The organism is Kitasatospora sp. NPDC101447, assembly GCF_044767225.1.
GTDB lineage: Bacteria > Actinomycetota > Actinomycetes > Streptomycetales > Streptomycetaceae > Kitasatospora.
Map to the genome: position 1 here is coordinate 291,959 of NZ_JBIWNL010000004.1, position 15,246 is coordinate 307,204.

Genomic DNA, 15,246 nt, shown 5'->3' on the forward strand with positions numbered 1-15,246 from the left:
GATCCACCGTCCCCGCAGCGCCCGGGAGCCCCGCCATGACCGTCACCGACGCCCCGACCGGCTCGACCTCGACGAAGGGGCGCCCGTGGGCGTCCGAGGCCCTGTACCGGGCGGATCCGCAGCTGGCCGACCTGCTGGCCGCGGAGGCCGAGCGGCGCGCCGAGACGATCCAGCTGCTGGCGGGGGAGAACCTCACCAGCCCCGCCGTCCTGGCGGCCCTCACCGGCCCGCTGATCGACAAGTACGCCGAGGGCTACCCGGGCCGCCGGCACCACACCGGCTGCGCGCTGGCGGACGCCGCCGAGCTGCTGGCGATCGACCGGGCCCGCGAGCTGTTCGCCGCCCCGCACGCCAACGTCCAGCCCCGGTCGGCGACTTCGGCGATGCTGGCGGCGTACGCGGCGCTGCTGCGGCCCGGCGACGGGGTGCTGGCGATGTCGCTGGAGCACGGCGGCCACCTCAGCTGCGGCTCGCGCGCCAACTTCTCCGGCCGCTGGTTCGCCTTCACCGGCTACGGCGTGCGCGAGACCGACGGGCTGATCGACCTCGACCAGGTGCGCGAACTGGCCCGGCTGCACCGCCCCAAGGCGATCGTGGCGGGCTCGATCTCCCACCCCCGGCACCCGGACTGGGCGGCCTTCCGGGAGATCGCCGACGAGGTGGACGCCTACCTGATCGCCTCCGCCGCGCAGACCACCGGTCTGATCGCGGCCGGCGTGGCGCCCTCCCCGGTGCCGTACGCGGACGTCACCGTGGCGGCCACCCACAAGCTGCTGCGCGGCCCGCGCGGCGGCCTGCTGCTGTGCACCGCGGAGCTGGCCGAGCGGGTCGACCGCGCGGTGTTCCCGTTCAGCCAGGGCGGCGCGGCGATGAACGAGGTGGCGGGCAAGGCGGTCGCCCTCGCGGAGGCGTCGACGCCCGCCTACCGGGCGTACGCGGAGCGGGTGGTGTCCGGCGCGCGGGTGCTGGCCGAGGGGCTCGCAGAGGCCGGAATGCGCCCTCTGACGGGCGGTACCGACACCCACCTGGTGACGGCCGACGTGAGCCCGCTCGGGGTGACCGGCGCGGAGGCCGAGCGGCGCTGCGCGGCCGCCGGACTGCTGCTCGGCAAGTGCGCACTGCCGTTCGACCCGGCGCCGCCCGCCGACGCCTCCGGGATCCGGCTCGGGACGGGCACCGTGACCAGCCAGGGGATGGGTACGGCGGAGCTGTCCGAGATCGCCGGGCTGATCGCACGGGTGCTCGCCGGGGGCGCGGTCGGGCCCACCGCGGCGCGGATCCGCGAGCTCGCGCTGGCGTTCGCCGGCCGGGCCTGACGGCGACCCGTCCAGGGGCATTCCGGATCTCCTACCCGGGAGGGCGAACCGCGATGCGCGTCCCCGGCGTCCGACTCAATAAGGTGTGTGCGTGGCGACGCACCTCGAACCCCGGGAAGGCAGGGGAGTACCTTCGGTACTTCCCCGTTCGACAGTGATGCAGGAGGCCAGTGGTGCGTGAGTATCTGCTGGTGCTGTTCTGCACCGCCGCCGTGACCTACCTGCTGACCGGCCCGGTCCGGAAGTTCGCCATTGCCGCCGGCGCCATGCCGCCGGTGCGCGCCCGCGACGTGCACCGCGAGCCCACGCCGCGGCTCGGCGGCATCGCGATGTTCGGCGGGCTCTGCGCGGGCATCCTGGTCGCCTCGCAGCTCGACAACCTGAGCAAGGTGTTCACCCAGGGCACCGACATCCGCGCGCTGCTGTCCGGCGCCGGGATCATGTGGCTGCTCGGCGTGCTCGACGACAAGTGGGGCGTGGACGCGCTGGTGAAGCTCGGCGGCCAGATGATCGCCGCCGGTGTGATGGTCTGGCAGGGCGTCACGGTGATCACCCTCCCGGTGCCCGGCGTCGGCGCGGTCGCGGTGAGTCCGACCCAGGGCATGGTCATCTCGGTCACCCTGGTCGTCGTCATGGTCAACGCGGTGAACTTCATCGACGGTCTGGACGGCCTGGCCGGCGGCATGGTCTGCATCGCCGCGATGGCGTTCTTCCTGTACAGCTACCGGCTCTGGTACGGCTACGCGATCACCGACGCGGCCCCCGCCGTGCTGTTCAGCGTGCTGCTGATCGGCATGTGCCTGGGCTTCCTGGCGCACAACATGCACCCCGCGCGGATCTTCATGGGCGACTCCGGCTCGATGATGCTGGGCCTGATGCTGGCCGTCGCCGCGATCTCCATCACCGGCCGGGTCGACCCGGACCTGATCAACAACGAGACCGGTTCGCAGACCGCCACCGTGCACGCCCTGGTGCCGATCTACATCCCGCTGCTGCTGCCGCTGACGGTCATCGCGCTGCCGCTGGCGGACCTGCTGCTCGCGGTGGTGCGCCGCACCTGGGCCGGCCAGTCGCCGTTCGCCGCCGACAAGCGCCACCTGCACCACCGGCTGCTGCAGGTCGGGCACTCGCACAGCCGGGCCGTGCTGATCATGTACTTCTGGGCCGCGCTGATCGCCTTCGGCTCGGTGGCCTTCTCGGTGACCAACACCGGTCGCACCGTGGTCCTGACGCTCGCCGGGCTCTGCCTGCTCGGCCTGGTGGTGCTGCTCACCCCGCGGTTCCGGCCGCGCGCCCCGCGGGCGGTGCAGTCCTTCGTCCCGCCGCGCTACCGCCGCCAGCCCTCCGGCCCGATGGCCGAACTGTCCGCGAAGGACAAGCAACTTCTGGGTGAAGCCGGGGTGGACTCCTCCGAGCGCGCCGACCATGGTCCGGCCAGCGGCCGCCGCTGACAGGGGAGTTGGCGTTCCGTCAGATGGCCTCACCCGTACGGCGGATTCGTTGCGCTGTTGGTGTGACAGGTGCCACACAATCATGGTAAAGCTCTCATCAAATAGTTTGTGATACCGTTCACGAGTACCGAGAACACGCCGAAAGACCTGACAGGTGGATGACTTCCGTCCCTGTCGGTCTCCTTCGACGGGCCCGCCGTCCTCGCGGGCGGCCCGGCGGCGATGCCTCGGTCCGGTGTCACCCGCCACCATCTGTGCCCGTCCCCCGCCACATCGACATGCCGCCGGAGCTGCCGACATGCCGTCCACCGACGCCCGGATCCTCCGAGGCGCCGCGATTCCCACTGCGGTCGCCGGGATCATCGCCATGGCGATCTCGTTCGCTGTCGCCGGCGGGAAGGGCCTGCTCGGCGCCCTGTTCGGCGCACTGCTCGTGATGGCCTTCTTCAGCTTCGGCCAGGTCGCGCTCGACCGGCTGACCAGGTCGAACCCGCACATCCTGATGGCCGCCGGACTGCTGGTGTACACCACCCAGATCCTGCTGGTCGGCATCGTGCTCGCGATCTTCAAGAACACCGAGCTGTTCAACCGGCAGGCCTTCGCCTTCACCCTGCTGGGCTGCGCCCTGATCTGGACGGGCTTCCAGGTGCGCGGCGCTCTCAAGGCCAAGACCTTCTACGTCGACACCGACGCCTCGGAAAAGAAGGGCGACAAGCCCTCGGACTCGGGACGTCAACAGTGACGAGGCCCAACTGTCCCTCCAACGAGGGGGGCGGTGTTTATGCCGCACTGACGGCCTGCTATCGTCCGTCGCAACAACGGAGTTCGGGAAGAGGCCTGGTCTGTCCGCAGAGCGGACCGATCGCCCCCCGGACCCGCGCAGTCTTCGATGATCCCGCAGTCGCGCAGAGCGCCGTCGCGCGGGGTCGGCGAGAAACCCATCAAGTTCCAGTGCCGCTCCGTGGCCCAAGGCCACGCCGACACACCGAGGGTGCCGTATCCATGCGTCACGACGAAGGAGTCCGTGGTGAGTGCTGAACTCACGTCGTACCTCGCCTCAGGCAGTTGCCACTTCGGGGACGCTGGCTGTGGCTTCCCGGCTCCGGGTCTGAACGAATTCGACTTCAAGCCGATCTTCACCATCGGCAGCTTCTACTTCAACAAGCCGATGCTGCTGTCGATGGTCGTCGCAGTGCTGGTGGTCGTCTTCTTCTGGGCCTCGTTCGCCAAGCCGCGCCTGGTGCCGGGCAAGCTGCAGCTGGTCGGTGAGATCGGCTACGACTTCGTCAAGCGCTCCATCGTGCTGGAGACGATCGGCAAGAAGGGCGAGAAGTACGTCCCGATGCTGGTCTCGATGTTCTTCTTCATCTGGTTGATGAACATCATGTCGGTCATCCCGTTCGCGCAGTTCCCCGTGACGGCGGCGATCGCGTTCCCGGCCGGCCTCGCGGCGGTCGTGTGGGTCACCTACATGACGCTGACCTTCAAGAAGCACGGCTTCGTCGGCGGTCTGAAGAACCTCTGCTGGCCGTCGGGCATCCCCGGCTGGGTCATGTTCATCCTGGTGCCGATCGAGTTCTTCTCGAACATCTTCGTGCGCCCCTTCACGCTCGCGGTCCGAGCCTTCGCGAACATGTTCGCCGGCCACCTGCTGATCGTGATGTTCTCCGTCGCCTCCTGGTACCTGCTCAGCCCGACCCTGGGCGCGCTGTACGGCTCGGCCTCGTTCGTCGTCGCCGTCGGCCTGACCGCCTTCGAGCTGCTGGTCCAGTTCCTGCAGGCCTACATCTTCGTGATGCTGGCCAGCAGCTACATCGCCGGTGCCCTGGAAGAGGCGCACTGAGCCCGAGGCCCTGGCCTCCCGTGAACCACCCCCCCCGGAACGCCCGGTGGCCAATCACCACCGGTTCACCACCCCTGCAAAGGACAATCGCAATGAGCATGCTCGCTGAGGGCGTCGTCGGTTCCATCGCCTCCGTCGGTTACGGCCTCGCGGCCATCGGCCCCGGCATCGGCGTTGGTCTGATCTTCGGCAACGGCGTTCAGGCCATGGCCCGTCAGCCCGAGGCTGCCGGTCTGATCCGTTCCAACATGTTCATCGGCTTCGCGCTGACCGAGGCGCTCGCCCTGATCGGCATCGTCATGCCGTTCGTCTTCGGCACCGGCAAGTAATTTCGCCGTAGCCCCTTTCTGAGGAAGGTCCAGATATGAGCATCGCGGCCACGCTCGCGGCCGAGGAGCAGATGAATCCGCTCCTCCCCAACTGGCCCGAGATCGTTATCGGCCTGCTCTGCTTCTTCATCGTCTTCGGTCTCCTCGGCAAGAAGCTCCTCCCCAGCATCGAGAAGGTGCTGTCGGAGCGCCGGGACGCCATCGAGGGCGGCATGGAGCGCGCCGAGGCCGCTCAGGCCGAGGCCCAGGCCGTGCTTGAGCAGTACCGTGCCGAGCTTGCCGAGGCGCGCCACGAGGCCGCCCGCATCGTCGAGCAGGCTCGCGAGCAGGGCGCCGCCCAGCTCGCCGAGATGCGCGAGGAGGGCCAGCGCCAGCGCGAGGCCATCGTCGCGGCCGGTCACGCCCAGATCGAGGCCGACAAGAAGCAGGCGACTGCCGCCCTGCGCCAGGACGTGGGCTCGCTGGCCACCCAGCTGGCGTCCCGCATCGTGGGCGAGTCCCTTGAGGACCACGCCCGGCAGAGCGGTGTCATCGACCGCTTCCTGGACGAGCTGGAGGCCAAGGCCGCCGTTGCTCAGGGTGCGGCCAAGTGATCGGCGCCAGCCGCGAGGCTCTCGCCGCGGGCCGGCAGAACCTGGAGAGCCTGACCGACTCCACCTCGGTGGACGCGGCCAAGCTCGCCGAGGAGCTCACCGCCGTCACGGCCGTGCTGGACCGTGAGGTCTCGCTGCGCCGTGTCCTGACCGACCCGTCCCGGTCGGGCCAGGACAAGGCCCAGCTGGTCACCTCGCTGCTGACCGGCCAGGTCTCCGGCGAGGCCGTCGACCTGGTCTCCGGTCTGGTCCGCTCCCGCTGGTCGGGCTCGCGCGACCTGGTGGACGCGACCGAGGAACTCGCCGCGTACGCCGAGATCATCGCCGCGGACAAGGCCGGCGTCCTGGACGACGTCGAGGACGAGCTGTTCCGCTTCGGCCGGGTGGTGAGCGGCTCGCACGAGCTGCGCGCCGCGCTGACCGAGCCGAAGGCCGGCGCCGTCGCCAAGGCCGAGCTGATCAAGAAGCTGCTGGGCGGCCGCGCCAACGCCGGCACCGTCCGGCTGGTCACCGCCCTCGTCAACGCGCCGCGTGGCCGTAGCCTGGAGCAGGGCCTTGAGTCCTACTCGAAGCTCGCCGCCGCTCGCCGCGGCCGCGTGGTGGCCCTGGTCACCACCGCGGTGCCGCTGTCGGACACCCAGAAGGAGCGCCTGTCCGGTGCTCTGGGCCGGATGTACGGCCGCCAGGTCCACCTGAACATCGACGTCGACCCCGAGGTCGTCGGCGGTGTCCGGGTGCAGATCGGCGACGAGATCATCAACGGCACCGTGTCGAGCCGCCTTGAGGGCGCTCGCCAGTCGCTCGAAGGCTGAGCACCGAAGCAGCACATCCGACCCTCGGTCGGGAAACCGGCTCCCCAAGGAGCCGGCAAATCGTACGGCCGGTTCGAAAGACCCGGCCGAGAGTCGAATACTTGCGGCCCTCAATGGCGGGCCGAGGATCGCAAACTAGGAGAGCAGGGAAGCCTGATGGCGGAGCTTACGATCCGTCCGGAGGAGATCCGGGACGCGCTGGCCGACTTTGTCCAGTCGTACCAGCCGGACGCCGCTTCTGTGGAAGAGGTCGGCACGGTCACTGACGCGGCGGACGGCATCGCGCATGTCGAGGGCCTGCCCTCGGTCATGGCGAACGAGCTGCTGAAGTTCGAGGACGGCACTCTCGGCCTCGCGCTGAACCTCGACACCCGCGAGATCGGTGTCGTCGTCCTCGGTGAGTTCGGCGGCATCGAAGAGGGCCAGACCGTGCGCCGCACCGGCGAGGTCCTCTCGGTTCCGGTCGGCGACGGCTACCTCGGCCGCGTCGTGGACCCGCTGGGCAACCCGATCGACGGTCTCGGCGACATCGCGGCCACCGGCCGTCGCGCCCTGGAGCTGCAGGCCCCCGGCGTCATGGCCCGCAAGTCGGTCAAGCAGCCGCTGCAGACCGGCATCAAGGCCATCGACGCGATGACCCCGATCGGCCGCGGCCAGCGTCAGCTGATCATCGGCGACCGCCAGACCGGCAAGACCGCGGTGGCCGTCGACACGATCATCAACCAGCGTGACAACTGGCGCTCGGGCGACCCGGAGAAGCAGGTCCGCTGCATCTACGTCGCCGTGGGCCAGAAGGGCTCCACCATCGCGTCCGTCCGCGGCGCCCTGGAGGAGGCCGGCGCGCTGGAGTACACCACCATCGTGGCTGCTCCCGCCTCCGACCCGGCCGGCTTCAAGTACCTCGCCCCGTACACCGGTTCGGCCATCGGCCAGGAGTGGATGTACGACGGCAAGCACGTCCTGATCATCTTCGACGACCTGTCGAAGCAGGCCGAGGCCTACCGCTCCGTCTCCCTGCTGCTGCGCCGCCCGCCGGGCCGCGAGGCCTACCCGGGTGACGTCTTCTACCTGCACTCCCGCCTGCTGGAGCGCTGCGCCAAGCTGAACGACGCCCTGGGCGGCGGCTCGATGACCGGTCTGCCGATCATCGAGACCAAGGCCAACGACGTCTCGGCGTACATCCCGACCAACGTCATCTCCATCACCGACGGCCAGTGCTTCCTGGAGTCCGACCTGTTCAACGCCGGCATCCGCCCGGCCGTGAACGTCGGTATCTCGGTCTCCCGCGTCGGTGGCTCCGCCCAGATCAAGGCCATGCGCTCGGTCGCCGGCCGTCTGCGCCTGGACCTTGCCCAGTACCGCGAGCTGGAGGCCTTCGCCGCCTTCGGTTCCGACCTGGACGCGGCCTCCAAGGCCCAGCTGGAGCGCGGTGCGCGCATGGTCGAGCTGCTGAAGCAGGGCCAGTACCAGCCGTTCCCGGTCGAGGAGCAGGTCGTCTCCATCTGGGCCGGCACCACCGGCAAGATGGACGACGTCCCGGTCGCCGAGGTCCGTCGCTTCGAGCGCGAGTTCCTGGACCACGTCCGCCTGCAGCACAAGGACCTGCTGGCCGGCATCGTCGAGACCGGTCTGCTGGCCGACGGCACCGTCGACGCGCTCACCACCGCGATCGAGGCCTTCAAGCAGGGTTACCAGACCGCTGACGGCAAGCTGCTCTCCGAGCAGGCCTGAGTCCGGTAGCGAGGGAAAGGACGTAACGACCCATGGGAGCACAGCTTCGGGTCTACAAGCGCCGGATCCGCTCTGTCACCGCGACGAAGAAGATCACCAAGGCGATGGAGATGATCTCCGCGTCGCGCATCGTCAAGGCGCAGCGCGCGGTGGCCGCCTCCACTCCGTACGCCGATGAGCTCACCCGGGCGGTGACGGCGGTGGCCACCCGGTCCAACGCCAAGCACCCGCTCACCACCGAGAACCCGAACGCCTCGCGTGCCGCCGTCCTGCTGATCACGGCGGACCGCGGCCTGGCGGGCGGTTACTCGACCAACGCCATCAAGGCCGCCCAGACGCTCACCGAGCGCCTGCGGTCCGAGGGCAAGGACGTGGTGACGTACATCATCGGTCGCAAGGGTGTCTCGTACTACACGTTCCGCAATCTCACGATCGCGGACTCGTGGACGGGATTCTCGGACAAGCCGACCTACGGTGACGCGAAGACCGTGGCAGCCGACCTGATCGAGGCCTTCACGGCCGAGACCGGCGGCGTGGACGAGCTCCACCTGATCTCGACCGAGTTCGTGTCGATGCTGACGCAGAACGCGGTGGAGGCCCGGCTGCTGCCGCTGAAGCTGGACGAGGTCCAGCTCAGCGACCAGTCGCCGGCCAAGTCGGAGATCTTCCCGCTCTACGACTTCGAGCCGTCGGCGGAGGGCGTCCTGGACGCGCTGCTGCCGCGGTACGTCGAGAGCCGGATCTACAACGCGCTGCTGCAGTCGGCCGCTTCCGAGCACGCCGCCCGCCGCCGTGCGATGAAGAGCGCGACGGACAACGCCGGCGAGCTCATCAAGTCGCTCACGCGGCTTGCCAACTCGGCCCGTCAGGCCGAGATCACCCAGGAAATCAGCGAGATCGTCGGTGGCGCCAACGCGCTCGCTGACGCGAGCCGCGGGAGCGAATGAGTATGACCACCACTGTTGAGCCGACCACGGCGACGGGCCGCGTCGCGCGGGTCATCGGCCCGGTCGTCGACGTGGAGTTCCCCGTCGACGCGATTCCGGACATGTACAACGCCCTGCACGTCGAGGTGGACAACCCCGACGGCACGGGCAAGAAGACCCTGACCCTTGAGGTCGCCCAGCACCTCGGCGACGGCATGGTCCGCGGCATCTCGATGCAGCCGACCGACGGCCTGGTCCGCGGTTCGCAGGTCACCGACACCGGTGCCGCGATCTCCGTGCCGGTCGGCCAGATCACCAAGGGCAAGGTGTTCAACGCCCTCGGTGACGTGCTGAACGTCGACCAGGCGGAGTTCGACTCCCAGGTCGAGGTCCGGTGGCCGATCCACCGCAAGGCCCCCGAGTTCAAGGACCTTGAGTCCAAGACCGAGATGTTCGAGACCGGCATCAAGGTCATCGACCTGCTCACCCCGTACGTCCAGGGTGGCAAGATCGGTCTGTTCGGTGGTGCCGGTGTCGGCAAGACCGTTCTGATCCAGGAGATGATCTACCGCGTCGCCGAGAACTTCGGTGGTGTGTCGGTGTTCGCCGGCGTCGGCGAGCGCACCCGTGAGGGCAACGACCTCATCGACGAGATGGTCGACTCGGGCGTTCTGGACAAGACCGCGCTGGTCTTCGGCCAGATGGACGAGCCGCCGGGCACCCGTCTGCGCGTCGCGCTGTCCGCGCTGACCATGGCGGAGTACTTCCGTGACGTCGAGAAGCAGGACGTGCTCCTCTTCATCGACAACATCTTCCGGTTCACCCAGGCCGGTTCCGAGGTGTCGACCCTGCTCGGCCGCATGCCCTCCGCGGTGGGTTACCAGCCGAACCTGGCCGACGAGATGGGCCTCCTGCAGGAGCGCATCACCTCGACCCGCGGTCACTCGATCACCTCGATGCAGGCGATCTACGTCCCCGCGGACGACCTGACCGACCCGGCCCCGGCCACCACCTTCGCCCACCTGGACGCGACCACCGTTCTGTCGCGCCCGATCTCGGAGAAGGGCATCTACCCGGCCGTCGACCCGCTGGACTCCACGTCCCGCATCCTCGACCCGCGGTACATCGCGCAGACCCACTACGACACGGCCATCCGTATCAAGGGGATCCTGCAGAAGTACAAGGACCTCCAGGACATCATCGCGATCCTCGGCATCGACGAGCTGTCCGAAGAGGACAAGATCACGGTGCACCGTGCCCGTCGCATCGAGCGCTTCCTCTCGCAGAACACCTACGTGGCGAAGCAGTTCACCGGCGTCGAGGGTTCGACCGTGCCGCTGTCGGAGACCATCGAGGCCTTCAACTCGATCGCCGACGGTAAGTACGACTCCGTCCCGGAGCAGGCCTTCTTCATGTGCGGTGGCATCGAGGACCTGGAGAAGAACGCCGCCGAGCTGGCGAAGAAGTAATCGCGGCCGGTAGCAGCTGAGTGACCGTGAGGGGTGGCCCCCGAGCCTGGGGACCACCCCTCGCGTCGCATCGGCTGTGATTCCGGTCAAATCCGTGCCGCCGGTTTCATGCCGAGGGTGCGGGGCCGTTATTCTTACCGAAACTCCCGAGTAATCGGGCGTTGCATGAGCCTAGGAGCCCACGTTGGCTGAGCTGCACGTCGAGCTGGTCGCAGCCGACCGCAAGGTGTGGTCCGGTGCGGCCACCATCGTCGTCGCCCGTACGGCCTCCGGTGACACCGGCATCATGCCGGGCCACACCCCGGTGCTGAGCGTGCTGGAGACCGGTCCGGTCACCATCCGCACGGTGGACGGCGGCACCGTGATCGCCGCGGTGCACGGCGGCTTCATCTCCTTCGCCGACAACAAGCTGTCTCTGCTCGCGGAGATCGCCGAGCTGGCGGACGAGATCGACGTCGCGCGTGCCGAGCGCGCACTGGAGAAGGCCAAGTCGGGCCTGGACGAGCACGCCGAGCGGCGCGCCGAGGTCCGTCTGTTCGCGGCGCGCGGCCTCAAGGCCCACGCCTGAGTGCGCCGGACCCCGGCTTAGCGGGGTCGACCGACGGTCCCGGGGACGCGTGAGCGTGACCCCGGGACTGTCGTCGTAGTTGGTAGGTCAGCGCGGTCGCTTGATACGACCGCTACGGGGAACGCGGGTAGCGAGGAGGTAGGTGAGCATGGTCCTCGCGCTTGTGGTGTGTGCGGCGGTCGTGGCCCTGGGTGTGATCGGCCTGGTGGCCTTCGCCGTCCGCCGCCGGCTGATCCAGCGGGTAGGCGGAACGTTCGACTGCAGTTACCGGCTCAAAATGCCCGCCGACGCCTCGACGCAGCCCGACCTCGACGAGAACGGGAAGCCCACCTCCGCCCCGGTCCCCCCGACCGACGGCAAGGGGTGGGTTTTTGGTATCGGCCGGTACAGCGGCGACTCGATCGAGTGGTTCCGGGTCTTCTCGTACGCCCCGCGGCCGCGCAAGGTGCTGCCGCGCCGGGAGATCGAGGTCCTCGGCCGGCGCTACCCGGAGGGCCAGGAGGAGCTGGCTCTGCTCTCCGGCTCGGTGGTGCTGCGCTGCCTGCACAGCGGGGAGCCGCTGGAGCTGGCGATGAGCGAGGACGCGCTGACCGGCTTCCTGGCCTGGCTGGAGGCGGCCCCGCCCGGGCAGAGGGTCAACGTCGCGTAGCGACGAGACCCTCGGGGTGGGGGTCCCCCCGGCCGGAGGCTGGGGGAGGTCAACGTCGCGTAGCGACGAGACCCTCGGGTCGGGGCGTGCGATGTCCTTGCGGGGTTAACGCGGCCTAACGTCGCGGGCTAGGGTGGCCGCATGGTCAATCTGACGCGCATCTACACCCGTACCGGCGACGACGGCACCACCGCGCTCGGCGACATGAGCCGGACCACCAAGACCGACCCGCGGCTGATCGCCTACGCGGACGCCAACGAGGCGAACGCGGCGATCGGGGTGGCCCTGGCGGTCGGGGCGCTCTCGGAGGACGTCGCGGCGGTGCTGGTGCGGGTCCAGAACGACCTCTTCGACGTCGGCGCCGACCTGTCCACCCCGGTGGTGGAGGACCCGAAGTACCCGCCGCTGCGGGTGCTGCAGTCCTACGTCGACCGCCTGGAGCAGGACTGCGACCACTACCTGGAGCAGGTCGAGAAGCTGCGCAGCTTCATCCTGCCCGGCGGCACGCCCGGCGCGGCCCACCTGCACCTGGCCTGCACGGTGGTGCGGCGGGCCGAGCGCTCGACCTGGGCGGCGATCGCGGAGCACGGGGACACCGTCAACCCGCTGACCGCGAAGTACCTCAACCGGCTGTCCGACCTGCTGTTCATCCTGGCCCGGGTCGCCAACAAGGAGCGCGGCGACGTGCTCTGGGTGCCGGGCGAGAACCGCTAGCCGCGCGCGCTAGCGCGACGACTCCGCCGGGGCCTTCTCCGGCTTCACCACGCGGCCGTTCTCGACCAGGACGCCGGCCGGCGCCTCCTTGGGCCACAGCGAGTAGCAGCCGGCCACGACCACGTTGACCACGGCCGCGATGCCCAGCTTGAGGTACCACTGCAGGAACGTGCCGTAGTGGGCGGAGCCCGCGGAGAGCGGGACGAGCAGGGTGATCAGGCCGAGGGTGATCGCGGCGGAGACGACGGTGCGGCCGGCGATCTGCCACTCGTGCCTGGTCCGCTCGGGGCCGTACTTCGGCGAGGGCAGCGGCTTGGGGCCGCCGGCGAAACGGTGCTGGAAGCGCCGGTCGGCCCAGCGGACCAGCGAGGGGCCGTAGCCGACCGAGAACCCGGCGTAGCTCGCGGCGAGCGCGTGCGTCCAGCTCGCCTCGGCGCCGCCGCGCAGGTTGAGCACGGTGAGCGCGTACAGCGCGAGGTCGACGGCCGGGAGGCCGAGCAGCAGGACGGTGCTGGTGCGGCGCCACCGCAGCAGGTAGCGGGTGGAGAGGGCCAGGCCGAGGACGATCCACCAGGAGATCTCGGCCGCGACGATGAGGGTGACGATCACGTTCTGCTCCCGGACGTTCGGCGGTGTGTCCAGCCTCGTGCGCGGGTGCGCCCGTGTCGTCGTCGTGCGGTGCCGTCCCGGTCTGCATCTTTCGATGTAGCGGGCTCCTCCGTGGACCGGAGCCGGACGGTCCGCCGGGGATGGTGGGATGGGGGCGTGCCCGTTCCCGTCCCGTCTCTCTCCCCGCGCCGGCAGGACCAGCTGATCGCCCTCTGCGGGCTGCTCGGCGGCGCCGTGCTGATCGTCTTCCGGGTGTACGACAACGCCGACCACGTGCAGCTGTGGGCGGTGGTGCTGCCGATGCTGGTGATGTCCGGGCTGGAGCTGTGCCGGCGCACCAGGCCGGTGCTCGCGGTGTCGCTCGGCGGGTTGGCCTTCGCGGCCAGCCTGTTCACCGGCAGCCTGCTGGCGACCCTGATCATGTACACCGATCTGCTGTACGCCGCGGTGATCTACGGCAACCGCCGGATGTCGCGGGTGCTGCACCTGACCGGCGGCTCGACCGTGCTGGTGCTCTCCAGCCTGGCCTGGTACGCCGCCGGCACCCCGTCCGGGCTGCTGGTCGCGGTGATCAGCTCGCTGGTCTTCCTGGCGCCGGTGTGGACCGGCGACGTGGTGCGCAAGCACCGGCAGGAGGCGGAGGCCGAGCGGCTGCGGGCCGAACAGACCGCGCTGCTCTCGGAGATGGACCGGCGCGAGGCCGTCGGCGCGGAACGGGCCCGGATGGCACGGGAGTTGCACGACGTGGTGGCCAACCACCTGTCGGCGATCGCGATCCACGCCACCGGCGCGCAGTCCGTCGCCAAGCGCCGGAGCCTGCCCGCGGACGACCCGCTGGTGGAGGTGCTGGCGGTGATCCGGGAGAACAGCGTCCAGGGATTGGCCGAAATGCGTCGCATGATCGGACTGCTCCGGGACAGCGGCGGGGGAGAGGTCGACGAGTCGTACGCGGCGCCCGACCTCGCCGCGGTGGACGCCCTGCTGGCCAAGGCCCGGGCGGCCGGCCAGGACGTCGGGCTGGAGTTCGAGCTGGCCGAGCACGGCGAGCGCGGGGAGGTGCCGGTGCCGGTCGGGCTGGCCGCGTACCGGATCGTCCAGGAGTCGCTGACCAACGCGCTGAAGCACGCCGGGCCCGGACTGGTGCGGCTGCGGCTGGAGTTCGGGCCGCAGGACCTGCGGATCGCGGTCGACAGCCCGTACCGCGGCGAGCCGGGCCGCGAACTGCCCGGCGCCCGGGCCGGACTGGTGGGCATGGCGGAACGGGTCGGGCTGCTCGGCGGCAGCTTCGAGGCCGGCCCGAAGGACGGGTACTGGAGCGTGCGCGCGGTACTGCCGCACACGCAGGGGAGCGAGGGGCGGGCATGACGATCCGGGTGCTGGTGGCCGAGGACCAGGCGGCGGTGCGGGCGGCGCTGGTGATGATCCTGCGGGCCGAGCCGGAGTTCGAGGTGGTCGGGCAGGCCGCCGACGGCGAGGAGGCCGTCCGGCTGGCGCTGGAGCTGCGGCCCGACGTGGTGCTGATGGACGTGCAGATGCCCCGGCTGGACGGCGTCTCGGCGACCCGCGAGGTGGTCGCCGCCGGGGCCGGCCAGGTGCTCGTGCTGACCACCTTCGACCTGGACGAGTACGTCTACGGCGCGCTGCGGGCGGGCGCGGCCGGGTTCCTGCTCAAGGACCTGGAGGCGGACACCCTGATCGAGGGCATCCGGACGGTGGCCCGCGGGGACGGCATGCTGGCGCCCTCGGTGACGAGGCGGCTGATCGGCGCCTTCGCCCGTCCGGATCGGCCGGTCGGGCCCGAGGCCCGGGAGGCGGTGTCCGGGCTGACCGTCCGTGAGCGGGAGGTGCTGGCCTGCATCGGGGCCGGGCTGTCCAACGGGGAGATCGCGACCCGGCTGGCGATGGCGGAGGCGACCACCAAGACGCACGTGAGCCGGATCCTGGCGAAGCTGCGCCTGCGCAACCGGGTGCAGGCGGCGATCCTGGCCCAGGACCTCGGCCTGACCATCTGACCGTCCGACCATCCGGCCGCCGGAGCTTCCGGGCGCCCGGGCGTCCGGCCGACGGGCTCCGACCGGTCACCCGGGCGGCTGACCAGGTCGGTTGCAGATCACACTCCCGATTGCTACTGCGTGGGGGATTCGGGCACTAGAGTCCGCGTGAGCGAGCGGAGCGAGTGAACGAACGAAGCAGCGAGCTCCGCGCAAGCGACTGCCGAGCGCAGGCGAGGCAGGAA

General features: G+C 70.0%; 16 protein-coding genes. 15 read left to right on the plus strand and 1 reads right to left on the minus strand.

Annotated elements, in window-relative coordinates; translation table 11 throughout:
* The first annotated feature begins 35 nt into the window (after positions 1 to 35).
* The 13 genes from glyA (at position 36) to ACIRST_RS08410 (ending at position 12,401) form a co-directional block, all read left to right on the plus strand.
* Positions 36 to 1,316 (plus strand): serine hydroxymethyltransferase, encoded by a 1,281-nt coding sequence (glyA, locus tag ACIRST_RS08350; protein ID WP_402800839.1) that lies wholly within the window; start codon positions 36 to 38, stop codon positions 1,314 to 1,316.
* 173 nt (positions 1,317 to 1,489) lie between these two features.
* Complete coding sequence (locus ACIRST_RS08355; protein ID WP_396544330.1) at positions 1,490 to 2,767, plus strand: MraY family glycosyltransferase; 1,278 nt, start codon at positions 1,490 to 1,492, stop codon at positions 2,765 to 2,767.
* Positions 2,768 to 3,065: 298 nt separating this feature from the next.
* Positions 3,066 to 3,509 carry a hypothetical protein gene (locus ACIRST_RS08360; RefSeq protein ID WP_350522921.1) on the plus strand — a complete coding sequence of 148 codons (444 nt, stop codon included), beginning with the start codon at positions 3,066 to 3,068 and terminating at the stop codon, positions 3,507 to 3,509.
* Between the two features lie 285 nt (positions 3,510 to 3,794).
* Entirely contained in the window at positions 3,795 to 4,610 is an 816-nt protein-coding gene (gene atpB / locus ACIRST_RS08365) for a F0F1 ATP synthase subunit A (RefSeq protein WP_350522920.1), read from the plus strand.
* Between the two features lie 92 nt (positions 4,611 to 4,702).
* Positions 4,703 to 4,939 carry an ATP synthase F0 subunit C gene (gene atpE, locus ACIRST_RS08370; RefSeq protein WP_030235786.1) on the plus strand — a complete coding sequence of 79 codons (237 nt, stop codon included), beginning with the start codon at positions 4,703 to 4,705 and terminating at the stop codon, positions 4,937 to 4,939.
* A 35-nt stretch (positions 4,940 to 4,974) separates the two neighbouring features.
* Positions 4,975 to 5,532 carry a F0F1 ATP synthase subunit B gene (locus ACIRST_RS08375; RefSeq protein WP_350522919.1) on the plus strand — a complete coding sequence of 186 codons (558 nt, stop codon included), beginning with the start codon at positions 4,975 to 4,977 and terminating at the stop codon, positions 5,530 to 5,532.
* Positions 5,529 to 6,344 carry a F0F1 ATP synthase subunit delta gene (locus tag ACIRST_RS08380; protein WP_350522918.1) on the plus strand — a complete coding sequence of 272 codons (816 nt, stop codon included), beginning with the start codon at positions 5,529 to 5,531 and terminating at the stop codon, positions 6,342 to 6,344. Before ACIRST_RS08375 ends, ACIRST_RS08380 begins: the two co-directional genes overlap by 4 nt.
* A gap of 156 nt (positions 6,345 to 6,500) precedes the next feature.
* The gene (gene atpA / locus ACIRST_RS08385) at positions 6,501 to 8,075 is read left to right on the plus strand and encodes a F0F1 ATP synthase subunit alpha (protein ID WP_350522917.1); all 1,575 of its coding nucleotides are present in this window, start codon (positions 6,501 to 6,503) and stop codon (positions 8,073 to 8,075) included.
* Positions 8,076 to 8,107: 32 nt separating this feature from the next.
* Entirely contained in the window at positions 8,108 to 9,022 is a 915-nt protein-coding gene (locus ACIRST_RS08390) for a F0F1 ATP synthase subunit gamma (protein ID WP_350522916.1), read from the plus strand.
* Between the two features lie 2 nt (positions 9,023 to 9,024).
* Positions 9,025 to 10,470: a F0F1 ATP synthase subunit beta gene (atpD, locus tag ACIRST_RS08395; protein WP_350522915.1), complete on the plus strand. Its 1,446-nt coding sequence runs from the start codon at positions 9,025 to 9,027 to the stop codon at positions 10,468 to 10,470.
* A gap of 184 nt (positions 10,471 to 10,654) precedes the next feature.
* A complete protein-coding gene (locus ACIRST_RS08400) occupies positions 10,655 to 11,038 on the plus strand; it encodes a F0F1 ATP synthase subunit epsilon (protein WP_030235805.1) in 384 nt (127 codons plus the stop codon).
* Between the two features lie 148 nt (positions 11,039 to 11,186).
* A complete protein-coding gene (locus tag ACIRST_RS08405; protein ID WP_350522914.1) occupies positions 11,187 to 11,687 on the plus strand; it encodes a DUF2550 domain-containing protein in 501 nt (166 codons plus the stop codon).
* 141 nt (positions 11,688 to 11,828) lie between these two features.
* Complete coding sequence (locus ACIRST_RS08410) at positions 11,829 to 12,401, plus strand: cob(I)yrinic acid a,c-diamide adenosyltransferase (RefSeq protein ID WP_350522913.1); 573 nt, start codon at positions 11,829 to 11,831, stop codon at positions 12,399 to 12,401.
* Between the two features lie 9 nt (positions 12,402 to 12,410).
* Here ACIRST_RS08410 and ACIRST_RS08415 read toward each other — a convergent pair whose 3' ends face one another.
* Complete coding sequence (locus ACIRST_RS08415; RefSeq protein ID WP_402800844.1) at positions 12,411 to 13,010, minus strand: hypothetical protein; 600 nt, start codon at positions 13,008 to 13,010, stop codon at positions 12,411 to 12,413.
* 156 nt (positions 13,011 to 13,166) lie between these two features.
* On the opposite strand from ACIRST_RS08415, the gene ACIRST_RS08420 reads away from it, so the two are divergent.
* Both ACIRST_RS08420 and ACIRST_RS08425 read left to right on the plus strand, forming a co-directional pair.
* On the plus strand, positions 13,167 to 14,375 hold the full coding sequence (locus ACIRST_RS08420; RefSeq protein ID WP_350522911.1) for a histidine kinase: 1,209 nt from the start codon (positions 13,167 to 13,169) through the stop codon (positions 14,373 to 14,375).
* Positions 14,372 to 15,022: a response regulator transcription factor gene (locus tag ACIRST_RS08425; RefSeq protein ID WP_350522910.1), complete on the plus strand. Its 651-nt coding sequence runs from the start codon at positions 14,372 to 14,374 to the stop codon at positions 15,020 to 15,022. Before ACIRST_RS08420 ends, ACIRST_RS08425 begins: the two co-directional genes overlap by 4 nt.
* Positions 15,023 to 15,246: the final 224 nt, after the last annotated feature.